The sequence below is a fragment of the Microcoleus sp. PH2017_12_PCY_D_A genome (genome assembly GCF_020738565.1).
Lineage (GTDB): Bacteria > Cyanobacteriota > Cyanobacteriia > Cyanobacteriales > Microcoleaceae > Microcoleus.
Map to the genome: position 1 here is coordinate 19,802 of NZ_JAEQCI010000034.1, position 24,806 is coordinate 44,607.

The window sequence follows — 24,806 nt, forward strand, 5'->3', positions numbered from 1 at the left end:
TCCTCGTTTGTTAAAAAGCCTGCCGAGATTTATTGTATAGATTTAAGAGAGCTTATATGAGAAAAAATGATAAGTTTTATTACGCGGAAGCTGTCAGTCGATTTTAGATTTTAGATTTTAGATTTTAGATTGACTCGCCTAGAAGCAAAAGGAGTGCACCGCTTAGCGCCGTTCTGTCGGAGTTCGTGGCAATCTCAAAACTCGCTCACTTAATCGCTCACCTATGGATACTACGCCCGATATCAGTGCTGCCGTGCGGCGGCTTTACGATACTTTCCCTTTTCCGCCCGATCCTTTGTCCGACGAACCGCCCCCGGGCTACAACTGGCGCTGGAGTTGGCCTGATGCTTACAATTTTTGCACCGGTCAAAAGCCCCAAAAACTCGATATCCGAATTTTAGATGCTGGCTGTGGCACGGGTTCGAGTACGGATTATCTGATTCACCTTAACCCAGAAGCGTCGGTAACGGCGATCGACCTGAGTTCCGGTGCTTTGAAGGTAGCACAAGAACGCTGTAGGCGATCCGGAGCGCGCGAAGCAGATTTTCGCCACCTCAGCATTTATGATGCCGCCGAGTTAGAAGGCGAGTTCGATTTGATCAACTGCGTGGGCGTGCTGCACCACTTACCCGATCCGATCCGGGGCATTCAATCGCTGGCGGCGAAGTTGGCGGAGGGCGGTTTGATGCACGTGTTTGTGTATGCTGAACTCGGACGCTGGGAGATTCAACTGATGCAAAGGGCGATCGCGCTTCTTCAAGGAAAGCAAAAAGGCGACTATCCTGATGGTGTGAAAGTCGGTCGTGATATCTTTGCTTCTTTACCAGAAAACAACCGTCTTGTCAAGTACGAAAAACAGCGTTGGGCGGGAGAAAATCAGCGAGACGAATGTTTTGCGGATATGTACGTTCACCCGCAGGAAATTGACTACAATATCGAGACTTTGTTCGAGTTAATCGACGCTTCGGGATTGGAATTTATTGGGTTTTCAAATCCGGGATATTGGCAGTTAGAAAGACTTTTGGGGAAAGCGCCGGAATTGATAGAAAGAGCTCGGGGTTTGACGGAACGGGAACTTTATCGATTAATTGAATTGTTGGATACGGAAATCACTCATTACGAGTTTTTCTTGGGCAAAAAGCCTGTTAATAAGATTGATTGGTCGGACGATAAAGCACTTTTGGCGGCAATTCCAGAGTTGAGTGTTTGTATGCACGGTTGGCCGAGTCAACAAGTGTTTGATTGCAACTACCAATTGGTCAATTTGTCAAGTGCGGAATTTGAGTTTTTGCAAGGTTGTTCACCCCCAGACAGGGCGGGCACGGGGGCACCGCCCCTACAAGGTGGTGGGAAGACAGTGGGGGAAATTTTGGTGGATGTGGAGGTGGGATTGGATGAAGTGCGATCGATCTTATCCAAACAGCTAATTTTGCTAACACCGAGTTGAGTCGTAGGGTGCGTCAGTTAGTGTTATTTTCGCTAAAAATCGATAATCTACGAACTGACGCACCGTTAAGTCGTAGGGTGCCTCAGCTTAAATAATTTCAGCTAAAAATCGACAATCTCCGAACTGACGCACCTCACAAATTTCAGCTAAAAATCAACAATCTCCAAACTGACGCACCGTTAAGTCGTAGGGTGCGTCAGTTCGCATAATTCCCGCTAAAAATCGACAATCTCCGAACTGACGCACCTCACAAATTTAAGTTACCAACTTCGGGTAATATCAACCTAAAATAGTACAATTAGTCAAAAAAGTGCTGTCCAAAAAGTGTTTTGTTGTTTTTTTAACGATTGTGTGAGGTGCGTCGCGGGCGAGATTGTCCATCTTTTGTTAGGGATTTTCGACGGATCCGCACCCTACAGCTACTAACTACGGTTATCCCAAGGGTTGAGATTAGATTAATCCAGCAATATGAGATCGAACAAGCCAAGCAAATCGTTATGGTAGTTTCTCTAGAGATTTGGCAAGATATCCTCACTGAAAAAGATTTGAGGCGCTATGATTCAATGTCCGATATTGAGGATCTGCGATCGCACTATTTCGATAATAGTGGTGTGTTCTTGGTACTGGTGGACAACGAGAAGGTTGTAGGTACTGGAGCAATCCGAAAACTCAACGCTGAAATCTGCGAACTTAAACGTATGTGGTTCCTTAAAGAGTATCGAGGACAAGGATGGGGCTGGAAAATGGCTCAAATGCTCTTTGATTTTGCAATACAGGTAGGTTATAGGAAAGTGAGACTTGACCTCGCAAAAGAGGAGCGACAACCACAGGCACTTAAACTTTACAAGAGGCTCGGCTTTTACCCAATTGAGAAATACAACGATAGTTCATGCGATATATTTATGGAAAAGTTGTTATAGTCTGTGTAAGAGTAACTGACTGAAATATTGAAAGTAAGGAGCCGTTCGATCGATGCTTAACAAACAAGAGACGATCGCCCGAATAGAAAATGTTTTTAATGCAGCATCCGATCGCTTTGACGATCCAGCTTTATCTTTCTGGAATCGCTTCGGACAGCAAACAATCGATCGACTTTCGCTTTGTCCGGGCGATCGCATTTTGGATGTTTGTTGCGGGAGTGGTGCTTCTGCAATTCCCGCAGCCATATGTGCAGGCGCTAACGGACAAGTGTTGGGGGTAGATTTGGCCGAATCCCTTCTAGCACTGGCACGTCACAAGTCACAACAACAAGGGCTTGAAAATATTGAGTTTCGATATGGCGATTTTGAAAATCTAGGTTTCCCCAGCGCCAGTTTTGATGCAATTGTTTGCGTTTTTGGGATTTTCTTTGTTCCAGATATGCTAGCAGCAGTTCAAGAACTTTGGCGTATGGTTCGCCCAGGCGGGAAACTCGCCATTACCTCTTGGGGAACAAAGGTATTTGAACCTGCAAATCAAATATTTTGGAGTGCAATTGAGGCTGAACGACCAGATTTATATCGGAAATTTACGCCGTGGGATCGGATTAATAATTCTGCTTCGCTGCAAGCACTACTAGAATCAGGTGGCGCGACAAACGTAAAAGTTTTTGAAGAAGTTGGCACTCACGAACTCACTTCTCCAGAGGATTGGTGGACAATAGTTTTAGGTGCAGGATTCCGGGGTACGATCGACCAACTCGATCCAGCTACCAGGGAACGTGTGCGACAAGTAAATCTGCAATTTCTGCGAACAAATGAAGTTTCTGCACTAGATGTAAATGTCTTGTACGCTGTAGCGCAGAAATGATGAATCTACTGTTAGTTAGCACTATCAGGTGCGTAGCGATCGCCCGACATACCGAATCGCCAATCCCAAATTGAAAATCAATCATCTCCCTTTAGTTAGATTGGTTGGTGGAAGGGCGAGATTCCTTGACTGAAATTGGTCAATCAAAGAGTGAGCGATCGCCCTTCTATTTACCTAACTATACTTCAGCAGGTTGCCGATCTTTTTGAGATTCTAACCAAGTTTCGTAGGCTTCCCTGTCGCCACCGAAACTATCTATCGACACCAGGCGATCGGGCATTGGTTTGAGCTGTGAGCCGATCGGATTGTAGCGACAATAGCAGATAACTACCATGCCGAATTCGCTCGAACTACCTTCAGTGCCGAATTCGCTCGAACTACCTTCAGTATCAGAGGTGTAGGTTTCCACTCTCGCAACTTCCCAATCTCCGGTTTTGTAATGGGTACTCCAACCGTGGAAATTTGGTTCGTGTTCGGCTTCAACCCTGACAAACTCAGTTGGCCTGTATCCTGGTTGCGGGATCGGGCGATCGGACGAATCAAAGTATTCAGCAAGAATGCGAGTCAGAGAATGAGTGTGAGATAGCATTCTATCTTCCCATCCCGGTTGCCGCCCTTCGGCTCTAAAAACAATGTATTTACGCATCGTCGTCATCTTCCTGTTCGTGAAACGGCTGAGGAAATTCTGTCTTACCCTCGAACACGCAATCGGCCCTCAAGGTGTCACCCTGAAGTTTTTCTATCCTCTTGAGTGTCCATCCATATTTAGCCTCCATTTCGTAGCAGCATTCATCATCGGCGGCTGCGTGACGGGAAATATCCTCATCTGGGTCATAACGCAACCAAGTTGGTTTTTTTGGCATTATTGATATTACTCCGAGTGTTGAGTTGACAACATTGGGGGAATCGCTTTGGTGTAGTGATTCGAGCACTGCGCCAAGGCGTACCCGATATGATAGAGTTATTTCGGAGAATACGTCAATATGACGCGCCAATATTTGACGAAAAAAGATACAAGACCACAAGAGAGCGCATCGCCGATCGAGGCTTTGAGAATTGAGCGAACAAAGCTATCTCAGGCTGAATTTGCCGTGCATTGCGGGATTCCGCTGCGTACTTACCAGCGTTGGATTTCGGGTGAAACGGAAGCAAAACCAACACCCCGTCAGTGGAAACTGATGATGCGCCTATTGCAGATTCAATCTTTTGATGAGGTTCCTGATGATTTTGGCCCGATTAATTTGACAGGAAATGAAGATACGGAAAATAGCTCAATTTTACCTTGAGTTAGAATCGAATAATGTCACAATTATACTTAAGCATGGCCTTAAAAACTTTAGCAATCCTGGAAGGCAAAAGATGATACAAGTCCACCAGTCAAAACTTACCTTTGAAGAATACCTCGCCTACGAGGACGACACCGACAACCGCTATGAACTAATTGACGGAGAGTTAATAACATTGCCGCCAGAATCCGAACCCAACAACGCCATTGTCAGCTATCTGTTTTTAGTCCTTGTCAATAGTGGAATCCCTTGGCGGTGTATCAAAACACATATGTGCGAAATCCAAGTTCCGATCCTGCGGGAGGGCGACGCAGCTAACCGCTACCCCGACTTAGTGGTTTTGCGCCCCGAACACATCTTGCTGACAGCAACCAGGCTAACCATCACCCAAACTATGCCACCTCCTCAGTTGGTTGTCGAGGTTGTTAGTCCAGGTAGAGTTGGGCGCGATCGCGATTACATTAGTAAACGAGCTCAATATGCAGCGCGGGGTATCCCTGAATATTGGATTGTTGACCCTCAAGAGGAGATAGTAGCGGTACTACGACTAGAATCAGGTGAGTATGTCGAAGTTGGGGTTTTTCAAGGGGAACAAGCGCTGATATCGCCGACTTTTCCGCAGTTGAATTTGACGGCCCGACAAGTCTTGGGAGGGGAGTTTTAGCCGCCGATTTGAGACATGGTGCGGCTGTAATTCCCGGCGTTAGTTCCCGAATCCCGCTGCTTGAAATTAATCTCCGGTTTAATGTCTAATATTTCCCGCACTCGATCGCGCAATTCAACCGTAGACACCCCATTCCGTAAAGCAGTTTTTAAGTCAATTTGCCCCGTTTCGTTCAGCAGACAAGGCCGCAGCCACCCGTCAGCAGACAAACGCATCCGGTTGCAGCGATCGCAAAAACACTCAGACATCTGACTAATAAACCCCAAAGTGCCCTTCGCCCCCGGAATTTGAAACACATCCGCCGGCCCATTTCCGCGAACACCCGACTCGGCTAACCCGTATTTGTCGTTAATTTGTTGCCGCAAATCTGCTGAGGCTACCCAACCTTTATCGCCAAATAAGTCGCCATTGCCGATCGGCATAAACTCAATAAATCGCACGTGCCAATTCCGGTTAATTGTTAACTCTGCTAACTCCAATATTTCGCCGTCATTCACACCGGGAATTACCACAACATTAAGTTTCAGCGGGTCAAATCCTGCTTGATAAGCCGCTTGAATTCCATCCCAAACCTGCATCCAGCGCGATCGTCCGCGACTACCAATTATCTTATCAAAAGTCTCTGGTTCCAAGGAATCCAAACTAATATTAATCCGGCGCAAACCTGCACTGTAGAGATTTTCCGCCATTCCCGCCAGCAAAAAGCCGTTAGTTGTCATTGACAAATCTCGCGTTTCGGGCAAAGATGCGATCGCCCTTACCAATTCCACCACCCCAGGCCGCAGCAGCGGTTCCCCTCCAGTCAAGCGAAATTTGGTAAATCCCACGGGTATAAAAACTTCCCGCAGCAGAGTTAGCAATTCGGAGTGGGTTAACAACTGCTGCTGCAATACGTAGTCTAACTCGCTTCCTTCCGGCATACAGTAGAGACAGCGGAAGTTGCAGCGGTCTATCAAGCTAATCCGGAGGTAGTCTACGGCGTTCATGTCAATAGTTTGTGATATTATTTAATTATAAATGCAGACTGGATTTTCTGCAAAAATAGAAAGAAAAAAGCCTGCATAGATTTTTCTGTCTTCTCTTACTCTGCGCTCTCTGCGCCCTCTGCGGTTAATAAAAAAATCTAGTTTGCAAATCCATATATCTATGACATTCTTTAAATTTGAAGCCGATTTTGTAGAAGCACTGCGCTGCATTCCAATGCAAGTACGCCTCAAGTTAGATACTTGCGGCATTAAACTCAAGTTGCAAGATTGGAATCATTTTACTCAAACAGAACGCCAAACACTTGTAGAACTTCCTTGTTTGACAAGTCCGGAAATTCTCCAATATCGAGAACAGCTAAACCAAGTATTAATCAAACATACTGGGAAATGTGGAACTGATTTGGCGATCGACCAAAATCCCCCCTGGATGGATGCTGCAACCATACCAGAATCCGTCACAGCAAAAGCGCAAGAGCTCGGATTGACTGTTACCGATGCCCAGTGGAGCGGTTTGCAGCCGCTACAGCGATTTGCTTTAATCAAACTTAGTCGATCGAGCCACGAGAATAAAAACTTTCTCCCCGCTGTTCGAGAATTTCATCTTATTGAATAATCCCGGCAAAAAGTTATTATGGAGGTATTCAATCCTCTGGCTTAGCTACAAAAAGTTTTTGTGAGAACTAAAGGGATCGTCGAGAATTGTACTTTCAACCATCTTGAAAGAGCGATTTAGGAATTAGACCATAAAACTCACTCTGGGAAAGTTGAACCGTTATCAAGGTGGTGAACTAAATTTTACTGGATTGATTTCTACCAGATGCCGATGTCAGATTTCTTGGCTATACTGCTTGATGCGGTACTAACTTAGAAGTATCTGACTTTCGCCCAGCTCTTTTGTGCCAAACCTCTTGGGGAAAGTTCAATTTCCGTCACGACACTTTTAGTAAAACATCTCATGTCCAACAATCCTCAGTTTTTTGGTCCACTGCCCTACTCAGCTTTCAACAATCCATCGGCGGGAACTGCCGTTAGCCCATTTAGCTCGGTGAACTTCACTTACTTTCATTTAGAAGACTTTGAAGATGGTGCTTTAAATACACCGGGTGTTACTGTTCGCGAGCTTGCCACAACAAATATTACAACAGCTTTCAGTGACTCGGTGGACGGTGATGACGGTGTCATTGATGGTCAGGCGAGAGGAAACACGAGCAGCTTATTCTCGAATTTCAGGATTAGCAGCTTTACCTTCGACTTTCGGGCTAATGCACTTGGGGGTCAATTGCCAACCCATGCTGGCATCGTTTGGACTGATATTGGCAGGAATGGTGGGGGTACACCCCTGTCTGGCGATCTCGTAAATAACACTTTGTTTGAGGGGTTTGGGCCATCGGGAGAATCTCTGGGGATTATCGGCCCTTTTTCGCTGGGCGATCAGAGTATTTCGCGTACTACCTCAGAAGATAGATTCTTTGGAGTGGTGAATCCAAACGGGATCTCGTCAATTCGATTGTCCATGCCGGGTAAAAATAACTGGGAAGTCGATCATCTTCAATATGGTTTCGCACCTGGAACCATTTCTTCTATTCCGTTTGGCCCCGATGGCTCTTTTTTCAACCTTTCTATCAATGCTGATAACTTTACGATCGATCCAGCGAGAGTCGGCAATCTCTTGGTTCGAGGTTTAGATGGCAACGATTTTATCCAAGGCTCGCCATCTGCCGATCGAGTGAATGGCAATGCCGGCAACGATACTATATTAGGAGGCAACGGCAACGATACGCTCTGGGGCGGTCGCGATAACGATCGCATCGAGGGCAACGCCGGCAATGACTCGATGTCTGGAAACCTGGGAAATGATACGCTCTTTGGCGGTTCGGGCGATGACATCCTACGTGGCGGACAAAACAACGATGCGCTCTTTGGAGGAGAAGGTAACGACCAATTGGTAGGTGATTTGGGTAGAGACACTCTGACGGGTGAAGCTGGAAACGATCTCTTTGTACTGCGCGTGAATGCAGCCGCCTCCAGCGTATCTGAAGCCGATGTTATTGCCGATTTCACGGCGGGTCAAGATGCGATCGGCCTTACCAACGGACTGACCTTTACAGGAATTGCTTTAGATGCTGCGGGTAGCAATACAGCGATTCGGATTGTTGCTACTGGACAAATTTTAGGGATTGTTACCGGAATTCAACCTGCGGCTTTAAGCGCAGGTAACTTTACCACATTGAATGGGGACTTTTAACAGTTAGCCGACAACCCGACAGTCCGACAGGGGTTTAAACCCCTGTCTCATAGCTAAAGTCGTCTGAAGACGACTAATTGAAAATGATTGCTGATTTCAGTCGGTTTTTAACCGACTTGTGCTATGAGACAGGGAATTAATTCCCTGGCGGCCTGTGCGACAATCCGACAACCCAACAGCACGACAATCCGAAATCCCAATAGCCCAACAGCCCGAAATCCCAATAGGCATTTCACCCCCAGACTGTGCCCGGCAGAGCAAATCTAGAGGATATGCCTCGAATCCAGGTTTCTCAGAAACCAATCAAAAAATTCATTTTTTTTTAAGTTATGTTACCTGCGCGTGGTATTATTCGATCTGAAGTGTACGAGCTGTAGCTTTTGTCACACTTGTCGCTACAAGACGGTTTCAACCGAATCAATTGTAGTGGGAGTCAACTAACACCGACTGCTTTAAAAGTCAAGTAACCTTGTCAGATCAATCTCGCGCATCCATCGCTGAAACGGGGGACATCTCTCAGACAGGTTCGTCCGAACCGGAGTCCACCGACACTATGCAAGATTTCTACAAACTTCAGCAACAGTTGTTTGTGGTCACTCTCGCTTTCACGGGAATAATTTTTATCTCGGTGTGGATTTTTTATTCACTCAACATTGCCCTAAATTATATGCTTGGGGCGATCGCCGGTGTGGTTTACTTGAGAATGTTGGCTAAAGACGTTGAACGCATCGGCCCGCAAAAGACGAGTCTGAGCAAAAATAGGTTAGCTGTATTTATTGGGTTGATTGTAGTAGCAACTCAGTTGAAAGAGCTACAGATTTTGCCCATATTTTTGGGATTTCTGACGTATAAGGGCGCGATCGTCTTTTATATGCTGCAAAGCCTGTTTGTTACCGACCCGCCCAATGGGTGAGGCAGTCGGTGAACCCTCCACTGTGTGAACTTCTTGTGAATGGAAATGCTAAATGTCTTAACTGCCTTTAATGCTTTTCCCCTCGCTGAGTTGGAAGTAGGAAAGCATTTCTACTGGCACATAGGCAGTCTCAAAGTTCACGGACAGGTATTTATTACCTCCTGGATTGTGATTGCTCTCCTCCTGATAGCTTCCCTCGCGGCCACTCGCAATGTGCAGAGAATTCCGAGCGGAATGCAAAATTTCATGGAGTACGCCTTAGAATTCGTTCGAGACTTGGCTAGAAATCAACTCGGCGAGAAAGAGTACCGTCCTTGGCTGCCATTTATTGGCACATTGTTCCTGTTTATTTTTGTATCGAATTGGTCGGGAGCCTTGGTTCCTTGGAAGCTAATAAAATTGCCAGCGGGCGAACTAGCTGCTCCGACTAATGACATCAACACGACGGTAGCACTCGCATTGCTGACTTCTTTGGCATATTTTTATGCAGGTTTCAGTAAGCGGGGTTTGGGTTACTTTACTAAGTACATCGAACCCACCCCAATTTTGTTACCGATCGCAATTTTGGAAGATTTCACCAAACCTCTTTCCCTGAGCTTCCGTTTATTTGGTAACATCTTAGCGGATGAATTAGTGGTGGCGGTGTTGGTGTTATTAGTTCCCCTGTTCGTACCTTTGCCCGTAATGATGTTGGGTCTGTTTACCAGTGCGATTCAAGCTTTGGTATTTGCCACCTTGGCAGGAGCTTACATTCACGAAGCATTGGAAGGACACGGCGACGATCATCACGATTAACACTCTAAAATTGGGTAAAGGCTAATAGTAAAAAGTCAGGGATCGGCAGTCGAGTAATTAGGTTCGCGAGCGAGGACGCTCTCACTAATGACTGATGACTAATGACTGATGACTAATGACTAATGACTAATTACCCAAGATCTCTCTTGAACTCTGTACACAAAGATTAAGGAAATTTATCATGAATCCGACAATTGCTGCTGCTTCTGTTATCGCCGCCGGTCTAGCTATTGGTTTAGGCGCGATCGGACCTGGTATCGGTCAAGGTAATGCCGCAGGTCAAGCAGTAGAAGGTATTGCCCGTCAGCCGGAAGCAGAAGGCAAAATCCGCGGTACTCTCCTGCTCAGCTTAGCATTTATGGAATCCTTGACCATCTACGGTCTGGTTATTGCATTGGTGCTGCTGTTTGCTAATCCCTTCGCTTAATATTGAAGGATTGCCAAAAAGGGGCGGATGTCTTTCCGCCCCAAAAACAAGGAGGAACTAAAAGTGTTTGATTTTGATGCAACTTTGCCATTGATGGCATTGCAGTTCCTAGTTTTGACGGTACTCCTCAATGCGGTTTTCTATAAGCCCTTGACTAAGGTTCTGGACGATCGGGACGAATACATTCGTACCGCTCAAGTGTCAGCTCAGGAACGCTTGGCAAAAGCCCAGAAATTAGCGCAGGAATACGACCAAAAACTGGGAGAAACTCGCAAACAGTCTCAAGCAGTAATTGCTACGGCTCAAGCGGATGCCAAAAAAATCGCGTCGGCAAAAGTAGCTGAGGCTCAAAAAGAAGCTCAAGTTTCGCGAGAAAAGGCAGGCCAAGAGATTGAGCAGCAAAAACAAGAGGCAATGCGCTCGCTAGAACAAGAGGTAGATACTCTGAGCCGACAAATTCTTGAAAAGCTATTGGGCACAGCATTGGCCAAATAGCTCGATCGAACAGTTTTAGATTTTGGGTGAATTCTCAAATCTTAAATCGGTTCATCCAACCTGCACGCGCAATTATGGAAGAGAATCATGGGGACTGTTTTATTGCTAGCCACAGAAGCTAGCGGGGAAGGTGGTTTCGGTTTAAATTTCGATATTTTAGAAACCAACCTGATTAACCTGAGCATTGTTATTGGATTGCTGTTTTACTTCGGGCGCGGCTTTTTAGGAAATATCCTAGGCGAAAGACGTTCCGCCATCGAAGAGGCGATTAAAGATGCAGAAACTCGCCAAAAAGATGCAGCGGCAGCTTTAGCAGAACAACAGCAAAAATTGACTCAGGCTCAAGCAGAAGCGGAACGGATTCGCTCCGCTGCTGAAGCAAATGCGATCGTAGCAAAAGAAGCAATTCTAGCTCAAGCGGCGCAGGAAGTTGAACGCATGAAAGCAACAGCAGGTCAAGAGTTGGAAGCGGAGCGGGAAAGAGCGATCGCCCAACTGCGATCGACTGTTGTATCTTTGGCATTAGCAAAAGTGGAAGGTGAGTTAAAAACTAGCTTGGACGACAACGCCCAAAACCACTTAATCGATCGCAGCATTGCGTTACTGGGAGGCTAAAAAGTGAGTATCGTTAGCACAGCAGTCTTACAGCCTTACTCATCTGCCTTGATGTCACTGGCTCAGTCCAGCAATCTCTCAGAAAAGTTCGGCGAAGACATTCGTTCTTTGCTTAGCCTGCTAGAAGGTTCGGAAGAATTGCGTCAATTTTTAGCCAATCCGCTGATTAAAGCTGATGCTAAAAAAGCCGTAATTGGGCAAATAGCGGGTGACGAAATGAACCCGTTGATGCACAACTTTCTGAAGCTTTTAGTAGATAAAGGAAGAATTCTTTTTTTAGAAGGAATTGGTCAACAATACTTGGCAAAGCTGAGAGAACTCAACCAAACAGTATTGGCTGAAGTTACATCAGCAGTCCCGCTATCAGACGCTCAACAGCAGACTGTACGCGAGAAAGTACAGGCGATGACGAGCGCTCGAAGCGTAGAAATTGAAACCAAAATTGACGCAGATTTAATCGGCGGTGTGGTAATTAAAGTAGGCTCTCAAGTAATTGATGCTAGTCTGCGGGGACAATTGCGCCGTCTGGGAATTCGCTTGAGTTCTTAAACGAAGGAAGAAGGAAGAAGGAAGGAAGAAGTAAGGAAGAAGTAAGAGGGAAGAATGAAACAGGAGGCAGAAATCAATGAATTTCTGTTTTTGAGTTGTTAGTCCCAAATACTTACTACCAAATCTCAATTCTTTCTTGCCAAAAACATCCACCCGCTCAAAAATGGGTAGAAGAACTCTACTTAAAGTCGTGGAAAGATAAAAATTTTAGAGTAGGTTCAAACTCCCAGATTCAATGCTGCGAGTAAATCTAAAATCTAAAATATAAAATCTAAAATCGACTGACCGACAACTGACAACTGACAAATAATAACTGACATGGCAGCAATCAGACCTGACGAAATTAGCAGCATTATTCGCCAGCAAATTGAACAGTACGACCAAGATGTAAAAGTCTCTAACGTCGGTACTGTTTTGCAAGTAGGCGACGGCATTGCCCGGATTTATGGCTTGGATAAGGCTATGTCCGGCGAATTGCTAGAATTTGCCGACGGCACTGTAGGTATCGCACTGAACCTCGAACAAGATAACGTCGGTGCAGTGTTGATGGGCCAAGGCTTAGGCATTCAAGAAGGTTCCGCAGTTACTGCTACTGGCAGAATTGCTGAAGTCCCCGTTGGTGAAGCAATGTTGGGCCGCGTAGTTGATGCTTTGGCCCGTCCGATCGACGGTAAAGGCGATATTAAAACTACTGAGTCTCGCTTGATTGAATCTCCGGCACCTGGTATCGTTTCTCGCCGTTCTGTTTACGAACCGATGCAAACTGGGATTACCGCTATTGATGCGATGATTCCTGTGGGAAGAGGACAGCGGGAACTGATTATTGGAGACCGCCAAACTGGTAAAACTGCGATCGCGATCGACACAATCATCAACCAAAAATCGGAAGATGTGGTTTGCGTGTATGTGGCGATCGGTCAAAAAGCCTCCACAGTAGCAAACATCGTCAACGTCCTGCAAGAAAAGGGCGCGATGGACTACACAATCGTCGTAGCAGCCAACGCTAGCGACCCCGCCACCCTGCAATATTTGGCACCTTACACAGGCGCCAGCTTGGCCGAGTATTTCATGTACAAAGGCAAGCACACCTTGGTCATTTACGATGACCTTTCCAAACAAGCACAGGCCTACCGCCAAATGTCCTTGTTGCTGCGCCGTCCGCCGGGCCGCGAAGCATATCCCGGAGACGTTTTCTATCTGCACTCTCGCTTGCTAGAACGCGCTGCTAAATTGAGCGACGATTTGGGCGAAGGTAGCATGACAGCTTTGCCAATCATTGAAACCCAAGCAGGCGACGTTTCTGCTTACATTCCTACCAACGTAATTTCGATTACCGACGGTCAAATCTTCCTTTCTTCTGACTTGTTCAACTCTGGTTTGCGTCCGGCTGTAAACCCCGGTATTTCGGTATCGCGGGTAGGTTCGGCGGCTCAAACTAAGGCAATGAAAAAAGTAGCCGGTAAGGTGAAATTGGAATTGGCGCAGTTTGAAGAACTGGCAGCATTTTCTCAGTTTGCTTCTGACTTGGATAAGGCTACTCAAAATCAATTGGCCCGCGGTCAACGCTTGCGCGAACTTTTGAAACAGGCGCAAAGTTCTCCTCTGCCGATGAACGAACAAGTGGCTGTGATCTATGCTGGCATTAACGGCTACATGGATGATATCGATGTGGACAAAGTAAGCAAGTTTACTGTTGGTTTGCGCGACTATTTGCGGACTAGCAAGCCGAAGTACGGCGAAATCGTTCAAGGCGGTAAGGCTTTGACTGATGAAGCTGAGAAGCTGCTGAAAGAAGGCATCGCGGAATACAAGCAAACTTTCTTGGTTTCTGTGTAATTAGCACGAAGTCTGTAGGGACTTAGGCCATGCCCAAGGCGTGTCAACTTAAGCTGTCAGTCCAGCAAATCCTCTGGATCACCCGGGAGTCCGACAGGGGTTTAAACCCCTGTCTAATAGCGAAAGTCCTCTGAAGAGGACTGAATAGCTCATTAGTCCTCTTTGAGAGGACTTTAGCTTTGAGGCAGGGGTTTTAACCCCTGCCGGACTGTGGGTTTAACGTGTTTTTTGAAACCAATGGGCTCTTGGAGTCTCCCTACCGCGGCTAAGAACTCAGAAATAAAGGCTAAGAAAAAAGGAGAAAGTTATGGCAAATCTGAAAACTATTCGCGATCGCATTAAGTCGGTCAAGAACACTAAAAAGATTACAGAAGCAATGCGCTTGGTGGCTGCTGCTAAGGTGCGCCGCGCTCAAGAACAGGTGACTGCTACTCGTCCTTTTGCCGATCGACTGGCAGAAGTATTGTACGGTTTGGCAGAACGCTTGAAGTTTGAAAGCCAGGATTTACCGCTGCTGAAAAAACGTGAAGTCAGAACAGTCGGACTTTTGGTCGTTTCGGGCGATCGGGGTTTGTGCGGCGGTTACAACGGTAACATCATTAGATACGCCGAAAATCGCGCCAAGGAAATCAAAGCTGAAGGCTTAAACTACAAATTCGTGTTGGTAGGACGCAAATCTACTCAGTATTTCCAGCGCCGGGAACAGCCAATTGATGCTACTTACACTAACTTAGAACAAATTCCCACAGCACCGGAAGCAGCGCAAATTGCTGACGAATTGCTGTCTTTGTTCCTGTCAGGAACTGTGGACAGAGTTGAGCTAGTCTACACTAAGTTTGTGTCGCTAATTAGTTCGCGCCCAGTAATTCAAACCTTGTTACCCCTCGACCCCCAAGGTTTTGAAACTCCCGATGATGAAATCTTCCGCTTGACAACGAAAGGCGGACAGTTTCAAGTATCGCGGGAAAAAGTTTCTAAGCCTACGAAGAGTTTGCCGCGCGACATGATTTTCGAGCAAGATCCGGCGCAAATTCTGGAGGCACTTTTGCCTTTGTATTTGAACAACCAATTGCTGCGGGCTTTGCAAGAGTCTGCTGCTAGCGAGTTGGCTGCGCGGATGACGGCGATGAACAATGCTAGTGAGAATGCTAGCGATTTGATCGGTAGTTTGACGCTGACTTATAACAAGGCGCGGCAAGCGGCAATTACTCAGGAAATTCTGGAAGTTTGCGGCGGTGCTGAGGCTTTGAACGGTTAAGTTAGGGTTGACAATTTGTTTGTTTTATGGTATGCGTCTGGGGGAACTCAGGCGCTATTTTTTTAGCGTGATATCCCTTTATGACTGGGCGATTGAAATCGCGTCTATACAAACAAAGTCGGCCTACGCCGACTGAAAAATAACGGGTGCCTCAAACCCGGATTTGGTATTACACAGCCTCTATAATACGAGGGTTTATAATTGTAGGGTGCGTCGCTGTGACTATTTTGGCTATTGACAGCGATTCACTCTTCGACGCACCGCGATAATCTCCCGGAAGTCACGACGATCGCGATCGGGGACGATCGCACTGCACTAATAAAAATTATGATTCCGATGCCAGTTTCCACAATATTACTCAGATGATTTTCTCACAGTTAGATGAATATTTAAACCAGGAATTTTCGCCGGAATCGATCGATCGCATCCTGGAACAAAATCCTGAATCCGCACTGGCTTGGGTCAAAAATACATTATCGCCTCAAACCACCGCACCGCAAGACTTTAACTGGCTTTTATTAGCCGATATTTCCTCTGCGAAGGCTCGAAAAGGTGAAAATAATGCGGGTTTGTTCGATCGCGCTTGGGCAGAAGTAGCAACGGCAATTTACGATCGACTAGCTGAAGCCGCGGAACAGAAAAAACCGGGTAGTGGCGAGTCTGTGAGGATTTCTTCAATGATGTTGCGGGCTGGGGCGATCGCAAAATACGGAATAGTTCCCAACGATTCAGTTTTGGATGTTAACTTAATTCTACAGTGGTTTTGGGATAACATCAAAGATTCGCGGGAAGATGTGGAACAAAAGGCTGCTAATTGGAAAACGCTTCCTATTGAAGAAATTCGAGAGTTAAGACAGCTTAAAAATCGTTTGAAAGTTATCACAGCACTCTCTAAAAGCGATAAGTATGTGTTAGATGAAGAAATCAAAACATGGCTTGCGTTGCGAGAGAAACTACCCTAGAAAAACCTCTTCAGCAGGCGGATTTTATGTTAAATTTTGTTCGCTCGTTCTTCCAACTACCGCTGAAAAGACTTTTGACTTTCTCCAGACGGTTTACCGAGAATGATATTTTTGACGCTATGCTGTTGTTTCTCCTACGCCAAACCCTGGGATACAAACCCCGCCCAATAATGGGGACTGACAAAGGGCAATGTTTCCCGACACAGCAAATCTAATCGCACTCGCACATTTTTGACAATTTCTGCTTGCTGTTCTCCGCTGGGTTGTCGATCGAAATAATATTCTAACTGCCGTTTATACTTAGCAGATAACTCATCACCTGTCAAGTTACGCAGCTTAAATTGTGCTTGGCGCATCGCTTCCGATCGACTCTTGTCCTGCTTTTCCTGATAATATAAAATGCAAAACAAAGCGGTTGCTAAATCGTCCACAGCCCACAAGGTACTGACCACATTTCGCGCACCTGCACATAGGAAACCGGTGGCAATGGAGAGCGGATCATCGGTAATTTCGGTGAGGGTTAAATTGGTTTCGCAGCAGGAGAGGAAGACTTCCGCTAGATACGAAAATCTCCAGGTAAAAATACGACCGAGGTTGATGTTGCCGTCAAATAATAGCAGTTTGGATTCCAGGGAATTATTCAGGTCGGAACTGGCGTGATGGCTGGAATGGATGCCTTGTACTCGATCGAGTAAATTTTGATAGTTGCTAATAGTTGCTTGCTGGTATTGGAGGCGATGATTTTTATCGACTTGGTGCATAGTTGCGAGGGTTTCACACTCGTAGCCTGTGAAAACGAGGTCGCCTGTGGCATTTTCCACGATTCCCATTTTGGCAGGTTTGAGGTTGCCGCGCTGGTGGCAAAAGTTGAGTATTTGGCAACTGGGAACGATGCGAATGCGGAATCGATCGCTGAGGTATTCGGGTTGTTGGGGTGGGGTTTTGGCAGGGGTGTCAGTGATTTCGCTCATATCAAGGCTTGAGCCACGTGTTTTATCGGATGCTGTCTCGATGTGGGGAATAGAAATATTGTTTAAAGGTAAGGCGGCAAAGGGGATTTGATGCAGGGACAGGTGAGGAATTACAATCAGTTCTTTGATGTCCTTGAGATGTGACTCAATCAGTTTCTTGAGTTGCAGGCGGTTGGCAAGTTTTGGTAGAACCATGCTTATTCGCTTCAACCAAACGTTCTTGATTTTTAGCTTCATTTGGTTAGATTCTATATCGAATTGTTGTCGATCTAGTTTTCGCTCAGAACCTCCTGCTAATTTGACGGTAATATTTTCGGCTTTTATGTTGATGCTCTCAAGGTCATTTAATTTAATCTTGAGAAGTTTAGCTGCTACGAGAGCGGCCATTTTTTGGAGGTGATAGTAAGGTGTTAGCCAGTTATTTAATAGCCAATTTTGTAATTTTTTAAGTCCCTGACCTTCGCAGGTGTGCAGTTGTAGCGGTTGATTTGGCCGCAATATGAAAATGTGGGTATGCTTATCGGTGGTGTAAAAATTGAGGATGGCGGTTTCGGTATCGGGAATTAACTCTTGCATATTCTTGAAAGTGAGGAGTTCTGGTTGCAATTGACCCGCCAGAACTTGGTCTTTAGTGCGAATTTTCAGCCAAGTTTTCTGTTGTTCTGCTTCTAATTCTTGAATATTTTGGAGGATAGCATCGCCGTTGGGGGTTGGCTGGGGAGTGGCAGCAAGTGCTTTCACACTCTCATTTTCAGAGAAACGCAAACGATAGATTTGCTGTTGTAGGTCATAGTATTCTTCTACTTCGGGGGTAATTTCGCTTTTGGGGTAGAGGTCTTTACTAGCGAAGAATAAGTCGGCGAGGTGGCGGGAACGCGAACGCTCTGCGGTTTCAACGGCTTTATCGTATTGTTCGAGGTTAATGTAGCACTGAAGAGTATTGGTATAAACGGAGATAGCTTCTTTAATGATTTTTTGGCGACGTTTGTCGGTGGTCGCTCCTTGACGGAGATTTTCGACAGCTTGCATAGCTGATTCGTATCCTTTTAAGGCGAGTTTCCAGTCGCCTTTTATAATACCAATATGACCCAGGCTACGACCTGTTGTGAAGCATTCGACTGGCATAGTTTCAGGGGTGGCAATTTTGAGGCAGTCGCAAAAGTTCTTAATGGCTCTATCTGTTTGATCCCATAGCTGGTAAGCTAAGCCTAAATTTCCCAGAGCAGCCACTTCTCCTCTGCTATCTTTGATTTTCTGACTAATATCCAAACACTTTTCATAGTAGTGAATAGCTTGCTCGTATTGTTCCAAAAATTTGTAAGCCAAGCCTAAATTTCCCAGACAAGCTGCTTCCCCTCTACGGTCTTTGATTTTATGAGTAATGTCTAAAGACTTTTTGTAGTAATCAATTGCTTGTTCATATTGTCTCAGAGAGTTGTAAGCATTACCTAAATTGCCCAGAGAATTTGCTTGCCCTCCGAGGTCATTTATTTCCTTGCTAATTTCAAACTGCCGTTGGTGGCAATCAATCGCTTTTTCATATTCTTCCAGAGAGTCGTAAGCATTACCTAAATTGCCCAGAGAATTTGCTTGCCCTCTGGCGTCATTTATTTCCCTACTAATTTCAAACTGCTGTTTGTGGTAATCAATGGCTACTTCATATTGTCCTAAACAGTTGTAAGCACAGCCTAAATTTCCTAGAGAATTAGCTTTCCCTTTTCGGTCTGAGATTTTGTGACTGATTTTTAAAGACTTTTTGTGGTACTTAATCGCTTTTTTATATTCTCCATGCAAGAGGTAAGCAATACCTAGAGAGTTATAGGGATTCCATAAACTTTGAAAAGCAACCGCTTCCTTTTTACTATTTTTGATTTTTCGACAAATGCGTAAAGACTTTAGATAGTAACCTAGCGCTTCTTTGTTAGAGTTCTGAGAGTAGGAAGCATGACCTAAATTTACTAAACAACTAGCTTCTCCTTCACAATCGTAAATGGCTTTATATATGATAAGGCAGTTTTGCCAGCAATCAGAAGCAATGGTAAATTTTTGGCTGTGAAATTGCTTTTCTCCCCACTTGAATACAATATTTGCAGCCTTTTTTCTGATTTCGTTTGATTGCCGATCGCTACCAATAAATTCTCCGATCACTTGCAAGACAAGGTTTTTTAAACAGTTAGCCTCATTCTGGTCGCCGTTATCATCTGACTCTTTAATCAGTGCGATTATTGTTGCCAAAAGTTCTGGTTCCACCAACTCAGAATATTCTTTTAAGATTTGCTCTTCTTTGCCGCTAGTGCATTCGCGCATTTTTTTGATGAGTTGTAAATAGGCATTCATGCGATTGTCGTCCATTGTTATTTTTTGACCTTTTTTGTAATTGAGACTGTTACACCGAAGTTTATTGTTCCACTACCTGAAAATTTTTATAAAAAACGTGCCAATTGTCTTGCTGTTGCAATTGTTCAGATAACTCCTTAATTCGTTCAGCATTCAATTCTGGTAACGGTTCTTCTCGTTTTGGACTCAGCCAAGGTAATTCCAAATGTTTCTCAAAGACAATTGCTAAAAACTCTTCCTTTCCCGTTTGTTTAAATAGAAACTTTTGCCCGGTTTTCTCAGCCCAAGAATCCTTTTGGGGTAGCAAAAACTGGGGGGTTTTGATAATCGGGTTTATAGCATAACCGAAAGACGGACAATATACAATCACCCCCTGTTTGCTACGGTTAAACAACAGCAATTGATAATTAAGATATTCTAAATTAATCACCATCCAAAGCAACTTATGAGCAGAAATAGTTGGCGGAATCTCCGATGGTATTGGCGGTTCAAAATATGAACTTTTATCATTTCCTACTACCAGGGCTGCATCCTCATCCTCCTTTGTTAAAAACTTTAGCCAATTAGGAGAATCCTTAGATTGTTTCTGCTGCAAGAATTGCCAAAAGTTAGTTTGCAATGTTTTAAGATCGGTGATATTTGCGATGTGACTGACCAGTTCTTTATATTGCCGTTGGGATTGTTCGCTCAAATTTTTAAGGCGATCGAGAATAGTGTTATTATTTTCTAATAACTCCGTGATGCCAGTTTGCATCAACCCCATTTTCTGTAAAACCTCCTGAAAACCAGAATCAATTTGTCTGGCAACGCTTTTTAATTCCGCAGCGATTTCCTCTTGATTATTTTGAGACAACAATTCCAGCCGTTTCTCAAATTCATCTAAATTAAAATCTTTCGGAATTGCTGACGGGTTTTGCTGTTTAATTTCATCAAGCCGTTGCAATATTAGATTGTGATGTGCGTCAATTTGCGATCGCATCACCCCGAACAAATCCAAAACCATCCCGGCAAAAGCTTTTCCGTCCGATTGAAAATCCTCTTTCAGGACTTCCCGCAACGCTTTGGGGAAAATTTCATAAAGGCGAGTGGCAATATCAGTTATGACAGGTTGTGTCAAAGTCACTTCTGCTTCCGACTGCAAATAATTAAGCAACCTTTCCCACAAACTCATATCTAAGGCAGTTAGATTGGTAAAATATTCTGGGCGATTAGCAAAAAATTCTGTTAATTGTGATTCCTGAATAGGTGCATATTCCCCCGGTAAATCTTTAACTATATTTTCCCATTTTTCATCTGCCAGTTTCGCCATTTTTCGCAAGCTGGTTTTCGTTGCTTCTGGAAAATCTTGTGAGTTGACAGCAAGGACAATCACTGTGGCGATCGCTTTGCCTACGGTTTTTGTCAAATCATTATTTGTGAGAATATTTTTATCTTTCCCTTGTTCAGTTAAAATGTCGCTGATGTCATTTGTCACAATCCCACCAGCAACACTTGCTAAAATGCTTCCCACCACCGCAACGGGTACACTCACCACCGATATACCACCCAGTACGCTACAAACCGTCCCCACTGCCAAAGCTGTGCTAAACGTACCGAGGCGGATGTATGCCTGTTTTGTTAATTTTGCCGATTCCATAAGAGGTTAGTGGCTAAGCTTTGATGATTACCATAACAAAAATTTTTGCCTTGTTTGGTTGTTTGCACTATTGCATTAGTATGCAGTATAGCATATAGTTTAACTAATGCACCTGTATGCAAAAAGCTGGTTTTTGGGCAAACTTCATAAAATGTCAAAATATATATGTTGTCAAGCCTTGAGCCTGTATGGATGAAAACAAGACTGTGGCTATTAGAGTAGAAATGCCACCCGATCTGCGGAACCGATTTAAGTCAGCCGTCGCTAGGGAAGGTAAAAATATGAGGGATGTTTTGCTTGAATTTATGGAGGAATACGTCAATCAGGCTGAGCAACCCAAAATAACAGCCAGTCAAAACCCAAACAACACATAGCTGCTGCGTGCAGAAGTGGTGCGATCGCATACAGGGCAAAACATTGTAGTTTTTAAACTGTAAGGGAACAGAGCAGTGAGGAGCGATCGCCTACCGAACCCAAAACCAGAAAACGTCCACTATGTCACAAACCCCGAACTCTGTGAAAAGATGGGCGAAAAATACAACTGGCGGTTAAAAGAAATCCGAGTCAGCCGCAACAGCCCTCCTGATGTGGCCTGCGTGTTTGATGGAGAACAAACCTCGTTTCAGGATACATGGCAAGATTACCAAGATTAAAGCAAAGGGAGGAAAGATGGCCAAAAAAATCTGGATTGTCTACAAAGCCGAAACCATGAGTGCTCCCGGTTGGGAAGAACGCCAGCTTATGCCGAGGGGCGGTTTAACTGATATTCTGTGGGAAAACTGGAGTTGGGAAGAAAACCCAATTCTTCCCCAGCCTGGAGACAGAACCCGCGACTACGACAATCTATCCGACTCCGGTAATGGAGTAACTCACGGGAAAGATGGAGATTGGATAGTTACTGGCGTTCACCAGTTTTCTTCCTTTGATACTGACTTGCGAATTGTGCTGTGCTACTGTTCTTTCCAACCGATTACTTCTGATTGGGAAGCGCTGCAACCGGGTGAGTCTGTGAATCAGATGTTGGCAACTGTCGAGCAATATTGAGTTGATAAAAGTTCGATCGCGTCTGGAGTAATTCAGACGCTTTGTTTGAATGTAAATATGTCCGCTACTCTTTCACCACCTCAACCAAATCTTCCACCATCACGTCAAACGTCCGCGCCAACTTTAGCAAGCACGTAAAATCAACCATTGCCATCCCCGGAGAACGCGAATAGGTTGTGAGAGTGCTGTATATCACTCCCGATCGATCCGAAACTTCTTTCAACGTCCAACCCTTCTCGGCCGCAAATTCTCTCACCCGCAATCTAATTAAGCCCATTGACAGAAAACCAGATTTAGTTTTTAAGGATTTTATCGTAAAGGTCGATCGACTATTCCTGCACAATGTCGTACAAATCTTCAATCATCACATCGAATGTTCTGGCTAACTTGTGCAAAGCCGTTACGTCAATCGTTGCTAATCCGGGCGATCGCGCGTAGGTTCTCAGGGAACTGTACACCACTCCAGAGCGATCGGACACTTCTTTGAGCGTCCAACCCTTCTCGTCCGCAAATTCTCGAATCCGCAATCTAATTAAACCCATTGACAAACAACTAGATTTAGTTTACGATAATTTTGTTGTAAAAAGCGATCGCCCCAACGTCTGGAAAACTGAAAGACGATCGCCTGTTCAAATCAAATTCTTGCTTTCAAGGAGGTCAACTACCCGCTTTCCGAGAGTTCAAACACCCGTAAACGACAGGTCAACTACTCATCTCAAACGACAGGTCAACTACTCATCTCAAACAATTACAGACTATGTTAGCAAACTTTTCGCGGAAATCAACCCCCGTTCATCCCTTGAGTCGGTTTGCGACTAAAGAGTCGATCGCGCGTCTCCTCAAAATCAAGGTAGAACAAATATATCGCATCGAGCGGTGGCGGCACATCCTTTACGTGCACGCCCAAGGAATGAGTCGCTTTGTCAGCTACGCCGACTTACCGCCAATTTTGGGAGTAGAATCGCCCAAAGGTTTAGATTTTGGTTACTGGAAGCGGCGGATGGCCAGCAAGAAAGAGAGAAATGCACCGGATTTTTGGGTGGATTTCTATGCACAGAAATTTCATCAAGCTGTATCGGTTCCTGAATTGTTCGACTGGGGGCGATTGGTGGGAGTGATTAAATTTATGTTGCCGCAAATCGCCGTTGAGTCGCTGCGGAATGTTTACGCCCAGGAAAAATACGTGCTGGAACATTTCTAATTTGTAGCACAACACTTCAGACTCGGGCGATCGCTAAAATATAATTGGACTACCTACAATATGCCTCCAAAACAAGCAAAGGAAAAAAACAATGACAACTGAACGCTGGACAGACGCAATGATCGATAATTTGGCTTCCACTGTTGAGGATTTGTCTTCCACAGTTGAGGATTTGTCTTCCACAGTAGATCGAACGACTCAGAATATCGAACAAACTAACCGCAATGTCGATATGCTTGTAGGTGCTGTTAATGCTCTTTTAGAAAGAGACAGTCAACGGGACGAAGAAATGCGGCGGCGGAATGAGGATTTTCAACAGTACAAATTAGAAAACGACCAGAGATTTAATACCCTGCTCGAAGAAGTCAGATTTTTAATCAGAAAACTGGGAGAAAATCAATAAGATATACTTTGTAGAGTTCGCACTCCGCGCCTTACCTGTAGCAATATCTGTTCAAATCATCCCCACAATTCCCACGGCATCAGCGATAATAGTATCAGCTAACTATCGAAAATCGAGGCAACACCTATGCTCGCGACTACCAGCGAATTACCCAAAATCGAGGAAACTGCTCTGCTCGCGACTGCCACCGTACAGGATAATCTTACCATAGAAGACTTCATGGCTAATCCGCCCAAGAATATGGAATGGGTGGACGGACAACTCGTCGAGAAAAATGGAGTTACGGTCAAACATAGTAAAATTCAATCGAGGTTGAGTTTTACTTGGGCAAATTACATGATTTTCAGCAAACAGGGAGGTGAAGCTTATATTTCACCACCTTGCCGCACAAATCGACAAGTTCGCCGCCCCGATGTAGCTTATCTAACACCCGAATTAGTCGCACAATTCGGTGATGTTCCAACTTTGCCACAAAGTTTTCCTTTAATTGCCGAGATAATTTCACCCACAGATATTGCTGAAGATGTATTTCTCAAAGCACAGGAATATTTAGCATCTAGCTGTCAGGAAGTGTGGCTGGTTTTCCCGGAAAGTCATTTAGTATTCGCGGTGACACAAAATCAAATCTTGGGATTTCGAGCGGGCGAAACAGTTAGCACTCAACAAATTCTCGCAGGTTTTACCATTGCCGTCGATGAATTGTTAGCTTAAAATATTAAATTATTAGACAAATGATTCTTTGAGTCCGTGCACCATCCGGACTTGGTTTGTCGAGCATGGGAATTATCTTGTCCGAAAATTATTATTCTGCGCGCATTCTCAAATCAAATTGCTACAATATTTTTAACATGACTTACTCATTCAGGCCAAAGAAACCGGGTTTTTTACCTAATCTGTCGATTACAATCTAGGATTTTCGTAAAAACCCAGTTTCTGACTGCGCGAAGG

30 protein-coding genes are annotated in these 24,806 nt (G+C 44.9%); 23 read left to right on the top strand and 7 right to left on the bottom strand.

Annotated features, from left to right (window positions below):
- Nucleotides 1-223 precede the first annotated feature (223 nt).
- The 3 genes from JGK39_RS10565 (at nt 224) to JGK39_RS10575 (ending at nt 3,235) form a co-directional block, all read left to right on the top strand.
- On the top strand, nt 224-1,447 hold the full coding sequence (locus JGK39_RS10565; RefSeq protein WP_293250301.1) for a class I SAM-dependent methyltransferase: 1,224 nt from the start codon (nt 224-226) through the stop codon (nt 1,445-1,447).
- 497 nt (nt 1,448-1,944) lie between these two features.
- Nucleotides 1,945-2,367: a GNAT family N-acetyltransferase gene (locus JGK39_RS10570; protein ID WP_293250304.1), complete on the top strand. Its 423-nt coding sequence runs from the start codon at nt 1,945-1,947 to the stop codon at nt 2,365-2,367.
- A gap of 52 nt (nt 2,368-2,419) precedes the next feature.
- Nucleotides 2,420-3,235 (top strand): class I SAM-dependent methyltransferase, encoded by an 816-nt coding sequence (locus JGK39_RS10575; protein ID WP_293250307.1) that lies wholly within the window; start codon nt 2,420-2,422, stop codon nt 3,233-3,235.
- 178 nt (nt 3,236-3,413) lie between these two features.
- On the opposite strand, the gene JGK39_RS10580 is transcribed toward JGK39_RS10575, so the two are convergent.
- Together JGK39_RS10580 and JGK39_RS10585 are read right to left on the bottom strand one after the other, a co-directional pair.
- Nucleotides 3,414-3,881, bottom strand: a complete 468-nt coding sequence (locus JGK39_RS10580; RefSeq protein WP_293250310.1) for a hypothetical protein — start codon at nt 3,879-3,881, stop codon at nt 3,414-3,416.
- On the bottom strand, nt 3,874-4,098 hold the full coding sequence (locus tag JGK39_RS10585; RefSeq protein WP_293180416.1) for a hypothetical protein: 225 nt from the start codon (nt 4,096-4,098) through the stop codon (nt 3,874-3,876). The genes JGK39_RS10580 and JGK39_RS10585 overlap by 8 nt, the downstream gene beginning before the upstream one ends.
- A 120-nt stretch (nt 4,099-4,218) precedes the next feature.
- On the opposite strand from JGK39_RS10585, the gene JGK39_RS10590 reads away from it, so the two are divergent.
- Nucleotides 4,219-4,521, top strand: a complete 303-nt coding sequence (locus tag JGK39_RS10590; RefSeq protein WP_293180413.1) for a helix-turn-helix domain-containing protein — start codon at nt 4,219-4,221, stop codon at nt 4,519-4,521.
- A 73-nt stretch (nt 4,522-4,594) separates the two neighbouring features.
- Nucleotides 4,595-5,185 carry a Uma2 family endonuclease gene (locus JGK39_RS10595; RefSeq protein ID WP_293250313.1) on the top strand — a complete coding sequence of 197 codons (591 nt, stop codon included), beginning with the start codon at nt 4,595-4,597 and terminating at the stop codon, nt 5,183-5,185.
- Here JGK39_RS10595 and moaA read toward each other — a convergent pair.
- A complete protein-coding gene (gene moaA, locus JGK39_RS10600; protein ID WP_293250316.1) occupies nt 5,182-6,171 on the bottom strand; it encodes a GTP 3',8-cyclase MoaA in 990 nt (329 codons plus the stop codon). The genes JGK39_RS10595 and moaA overlap by 4 nt on opposite strands.
- Before the next feature lie 160 nt (nt 6,172-6,331).
- Here moaA and JGK39_RS10605 point away from each other — a divergent pair, with 160 nt between their 5' ends.
- The 12 genes from JGK39_RS10605 to JGK39_RS10660 all read left to right on the top strand — a co-directional run bounded on the left by JGK39_RS10605 (nt 6,332) and on the right by JGK39_RS10660 (nt 16,266).
- A complete protein-coding gene (locus tag JGK39_RS10605) occupies nt 6,332-6,784 on the top strand; it encodes a nitrate reductase associated protein (protein ID WP_293250319.1) in 453 nt (150 codons plus the stop codon).
- Between the two features lie 342 nt (nt 6,785-7,126).
- Nucleotides 7,127-8,416 carry a hypothetical protein gene (locus tag JGK39_RS10610; protein ID WP_293250322.1) on the top strand — a complete coding sequence of 430 codons (1,290 nt, stop codon included), beginning with the start codon at nt 7,127-7,129 and terminating at the stop codon, nt 8,414-8,416.
- A gap of 553 nt (nt 8,417-8,969) precedes the next feature.
- Nucleotides 8,970-9,329, top strand: a complete 360-nt coding sequence (locus JGK39_RS10615; protein WP_293250426.1) for an ATP synthase subunit I — start codon at nt 8,970-8,972, stop codon at nt 9,327-9,329.
- A gap of 39 nt (nt 9,330-9,368) precedes the next feature.
- A complete protein-coding gene (atpB, locus tag JGK39_RS10620; protein WP_293250325.1) occupies nt 9,369-10,124 on the top strand; it encodes a F0F1 ATP synthase subunit A in 756 nt (251 codons plus the stop codon).
- 181 nt (nt 10,125-10,305) lie between these two features.
- The gene (gene atpE / locus JGK39_RS10625) at nt 10,306-10,551 is read left to right on the top strand and encodes an ATP synthase F0 subunit C (RefSeq protein ID WP_193972048.1); all 246 of its coding nucleotides are present in this window, start codon (nt 10,306-10,308) and stop codon (nt 10,549-10,551) included.
- 27 nt (nt 10,552-10,578) lie between these two features.
- The gene (locus tag JGK39_RS10630; protein ID WP_293250328.1) at nt 10,579-11,046 is read left to right on the top strand and encodes a F0F1 ATP synthase subunit B'; all 468 of its coding nucleotides are present in this window, start codon (nt 10,579-10,581) and stop codon (nt 11,044-11,046) included.
- Nucleotides 11,047-11,133: 87 nt separating this feature from the next.
- Entirely contained in the window at nt 11,134-11,661 is a 528-nt protein-coding gene (locus JGK39_RS10635; RefSeq protein ID WP_293154906.1) for a F0F1 ATP synthase subunit B, read from the top strand.
- 3 nt (nt 11,662-11,664) lie between these two features.
- Complete coding sequence (gene atpH, locus JGK39_RS10640; RefSeq protein WP_293250331.1) at nt 11,665-12,210, top strand: ATP synthase F1 subunit delta; 546 nt, start codon at nt 11,665-11,667, stop codon at nt 12,208-12,210.
- Between the two features lie 318 nt (nt 12,211-12,528).
- The gene (gene atpA, locus JGK39_RS10645; RefSeq protein WP_293250334.1) at nt 12,529-14,046 is read left to right on the top strand and encodes a F0F1 ATP synthase subunit alpha; all 1,518 of its coding nucleotides are present in this window, start codon (nt 12,529-12,531) and stop codon (nt 14,044-14,046) included.
- Nucleotides 14,047-14,353: 307 nt separating this feature from the next.
- Nucleotides 14,354-15,304, top strand: a complete 951-nt coding sequence (locus JGK39_RS10650; protein WP_293250337.1) for a F0F1 ATP synthase subunit gamma — start codon at nt 14,354-14,356, stop codon at nt 15,302-15,304.
- A 234-nt stretch (nt 15,305-15,538) separates the two neighbouring features.
- Nucleotides 15,539-15,670, top strand: coding sequence for a hypothetical protein (locus JGK39_RS10655; RefSeq protein ID WP_293296279.1), 132 nt, complete (start codon nt 15,539-15,541; stop codon nt 15,668-15,670).
- Nucleotides 15,667-16,266, top strand: a complete 600-nt coding sequence (locus JGK39_RS10660) for a hypothetical protein (RefSeq protein WP_293250340.1) — start codon at nt 15,667-15,669, stop codon at nt 16,264-16,266. Before JGK39_RS10655 ends, JGK39_RS10660 begins: the two co-directional genes overlap by 4 nt.
- A gap of 134 nt (nt 16,267-16,400) precedes the next feature.
- Here JGK39_RS10660 and JGK39_RS10665 read toward each other — a convergent pair whose 3' ends face one another.
- Nucleotides 16,401-19,589, bottom strand: coding sequence for a CHAT domain-containing tetratricopeptide repeat protein (locus tag JGK39_RS10665; protein WP_293250343.1), 3,189 nt, complete (start codon nt 19,587-19,589; stop codon nt 16,401-16,403).
- A gap of 46 nt (nt 19,590-19,635) precedes the next feature.
- Complete coding sequence (locus tag JGK39_RS10670) at nt 19,636-21,210, bottom strand: hypothetical protein (protein WP_293250346.1); 1,575 nt, start codon at nt 21,208-21,210, stop codon at nt 19,636-19,638.
- Between the two features lie 188 nt (nt 21,211-21,398).
- On the opposite strand from JGK39_RS10670, the gene JGK39_RS10675 reads away from it, so the two are divergent.
- The 3 genes from JGK39_RS10675 to JGK39_RS10685 all read left to right on the top strand — a co-directional run bounded on the left by JGK39_RS10675 (nt 21,399) and on the right by JGK39_RS10685 (nt 22,254).
- Nucleotides 21,399-21,584: a hypothetical protein gene (locus JGK39_RS10675; RefSeq protein ID WP_293197044.1), complete on the top strand. Its 186-nt coding sequence runs from the start codon at nt 21,399-21,401 to the stop codon at nt 21,582-21,584.
- Nucleotides 21,585-21,659: 75 nt separating this feature from the next.
- Complete coding sequence (locus tag JGK39_RS10680) at nt 21,660-21,863, top strand: hypothetical protein (RefSeq protein ID WP_293180368.1); 204 nt, start codon at nt 21,660-21,662, stop codon at nt 21,861-21,863.
- 16 nt (nt 21,864-21,879) lie between these two features.
- Complete coding sequence (locus JGK39_RS10685) at nt 21,880-22,254, top strand: hypothetical protein (RefSeq protein ID WP_293250349.1); 375 nt, start codon at nt 21,880-21,882, stop codon at nt 22,252-22,254.
- Nucleotides 22,255-22,318: 64 nt separating this feature from the next.
- On the opposite strand, the gene JGK39_RS10690 is transcribed toward JGK39_RS10685, so the two are convergent.
- Both JGK39_RS10690 and JGK39_RS10695 read right to left on the bottom strand, forming a co-directional pair.
- Nucleotides 22,319-22,531, bottom strand: a complete 213-nt coding sequence (locus JGK39_RS10690; RefSeq protein WP_293250352.1) for a helix-turn-helix transcriptional regulator — start codon at nt 22,529-22,531, stop codon at nt 22,319-22,321.
- Nucleotides 22,532-22,583: 52 nt separating this feature from the next.
- The gene (locus JGK39_RS10695) at nt 22,584-22,796 is read right to left on the bottom strand and encodes a helix-turn-helix transcriptional regulator (RefSeq protein ID WP_293250355.1); all 213 of its coding nucleotides are present in this window, start codon (nt 22,794-22,796) and stop codon (nt 22,584-22,586) included.
- Between the two features lie 215 nt (nt 22,797-23,011).
- On the opposite strand from JGK39_RS10695, the gene JGK39_RS10700 reads away from it, so the two are divergent.
- The 3 genes from JGK39_RS10700 to JGK39_RS10710 all read left to right on the top strand — a co-directional run bounded on the left by JGK39_RS10700 (nt 23,012) and on the right by JGK39_RS10710 (nt 24,569).
- A complete protein-coding gene (locus tag JGK39_RS10700; protein ID WP_293250358.1) occupies nt 23,012-23,455 on the top strand; it encodes a hypothetical protein in 444 nt (147 codons plus the stop codon).
- Nucleotides 23,456-23,546: 91 nt separating this feature from the next.
- Complete coding sequence (locus JGK39_RS10705; protein ID WP_293250361.1) at nt 23,547-23,858, top strand: hypothetical protein; 312 nt, start codon at nt 23,547-23,549, stop codon at nt 23,856-23,858.
- 126 nt (nt 23,859-23,984) lie between these two features.
- The gene (locus tag JGK39_RS10710; protein WP_293250364.1) at nt 23,985-24,569 is read left to right on the top strand and encodes a Uma2 family endonuclease; all 585 of its coding nucleotides are present in this window, start codon (nt 23,985-23,987) and stop codon (nt 24,567-24,569) included.
- Nucleotides 24,570-24,806: the final 237 nt, after the last annotated feature.

Excerpts from the sequence above, each read along its gene's own strand:
- JGK39_RS10565 (WP_293250301.1), top strand. The coding sequence starts at position 224 with ATGGATACTACGCCCGATATCAGTGCTGCCGTGCGGCGGCTTTACGAT.
- JGK39_RS10570 (WP_293250304.1), top strand. The coding sequence starts at position 1,945 with ATGGTAGTTTCTCTAGAGATTTGGCAAGATATCCTCACTGAAAAAGAT.
- JGK39_RS10575 (WP_293250307.1), top strand. The coding sequence starts at position 2,420 with ATGCTTAACAAACAAGAGACGATCGCCCGAATAGAAAATGTTTTTAAT.
- JGK39_RS10580 (WP_293250310.1), bottom strand. The coding sequence starts at position 3,881 with ATGCGTAAATACATTGTTTTTAGAGCCGAAGGGCGGCAACCGGGATGG.
- JGK39_RS10585 (WP_293180416.1), bottom strand. The coding sequence starts at position 4,098 with ATGCCAAAAAAACCAACTTGGTTGCGTTATGACCCAGATGAGGATATT.
- JGK39_RS10590 (WP_293180413.1), top strand. The coding sequence starts at position 4,219 with ATGACGCGCCAATATTTGACGAAAAAAGATACAAGACCACAAGAGAGC.
- JGK39_RS10595 (WP_293250313.1), top strand. The coding sequence starts at position 4,595 with ATGATACAAGTCCACCAGTCAAAACTTACCTTTGAAGAATACCTCGCC.
- moaA (WP_293250316.1), bottom strand. The coding sequence starts at position 6,171 with ATGAACGCCGTAGACTACCTCCGGATTAGCTTGATAGACCGCTGCAAC.
- JGK39_RS10605 (WP_293250319.1), top strand. The coding sequence starts at position 6,332 with ATGACATTCTTTAAATTTGAAGCCGATTTTGTAGAAGCACTGCGCTGC.
- JGK39_RS10610 (WP_293250322.1), top strand. The coding sequence starts at position 7,127 with ATGTCCAACAATCCTCAGTTTTTTGGTCCACTGCCCTACTCAGCTTTC.
- JGK39_RS10615 (WP_293250426.1), top strand. The coding sequence starts at position 8,970 with ATGCAAGATTTCTACAAACTTCAGCAACAGTTGTTTGTGGTCACTCTC.
- atpB (WP_293250325.1), top strand. The coding sequence starts at position 9,369 with ATGGAAATGCTAAATGTCTTAACTGCCTTTAATGCTTTTCCCCTCGCT.
- atpE (WP_193972048.1), top strand. The coding sequence starts at position 10,306 with ATGAATCCGACAATTGCTGCTGCTTCTGTTATCGCCGCCGGTCTAGCT.
- JGK39_RS10630 (WP_293250328.1), top strand. The coding sequence starts at position 10,579 with ATGTCTTTCCGCCCCAAAAACAAGGAGGAACTAAAAGTGTTTGATTTT.
- JGK39_RS10635 (WP_293154906.1), top strand. The coding sequence starts at position 11,134 with ATGGGGACTGTTTTATTGCTAGCCACAGAAGCTAGCGGGGAAGGTGGT.
- atpA (WP_293250334.1), top strand. The coding sequence starts at position 12,529 with ATGGCAGCAATCAGACCTGACGAAATTAGCAGCATTATTCGCCAGCAA.
- JGK39_RS10650 (WP_293250337.1), top strand. The coding sequence starts at position 14,354 with ATGGCAAATCTGAAAACTATTCGCGATCGCATTAAGTCGGTCAAGAAC.
- JGK39_RS10660 (WP_293250340.1), top strand. The coding sequence starts at position 15,667 with ATGATTTTCTCACAGTTAGATGAATATTTAAACCAGGAATTTTCGCCG.
- JGK39_RS10665 (WP_293250343.1), bottom strand. The coding sequence starts at position 19,589 with ATGGACGACAATCGCATGAATGCCTATTTACAACTCATCAAAAAAATG.
- JGK39_RS10670 (WP_293250346.1), bottom strand. The coding sequence starts at position 21,210 with ATGGAATCGGCAAAATTAACAAAACAGGCATACATCCGCCTCGGTACG.
- JGK39_RS10675 (WP_293197044.1), top strand. The coding sequence starts at position 21,399 with ATGGATGAAAACAAGACTGTGGCTATTAGAGTAGAAATGCCACCCGAT.
- JGK39_RS10685 (WP_293250349.1), top strand. The coding sequence starts at position 21,880 with ATGGCCAAAAAAATCTGGATTGTCTACAAAGCCGAAACCATGAGTGCT.
- JGK39_RS10690 (WP_293250352.1), bottom strand. The coding sequence starts at position 22,531 with ATGGGCTTAATTAGATTGCGGGTGAGAGAATTTGCGGCCGAGAAGGGT.
- JGK39_RS10695 (WP_293250355.1), bottom strand. The coding sequence starts at position 22,796 with ATGGGTTTAATTAGATTGCGGATTCGAGAATTTGCGGACGAGAAGGGT.
- JGK39_RS10700 (WP_293250358.1), top strand. The coding sequence starts at position 23,012 with ATGTTAGCAAACTTTTCGCGGAAATCAACCCCCGTTCATCCCTTGAGT.
- JGK39_RS10705 (WP_293250361.1), top strand. The coding sequence starts at position 23,547 with ATGACAACTGAACGCTGGACAGACGCAATGATCGATAATTTGGCTTCC.
- JGK39_RS10710 (WP_293250364.1), top strand. The coding sequence starts at position 23,985 with ATGCTCGCGACTACCAGCGAATTACCCAAAATCGAGGAAACTGCTCTG.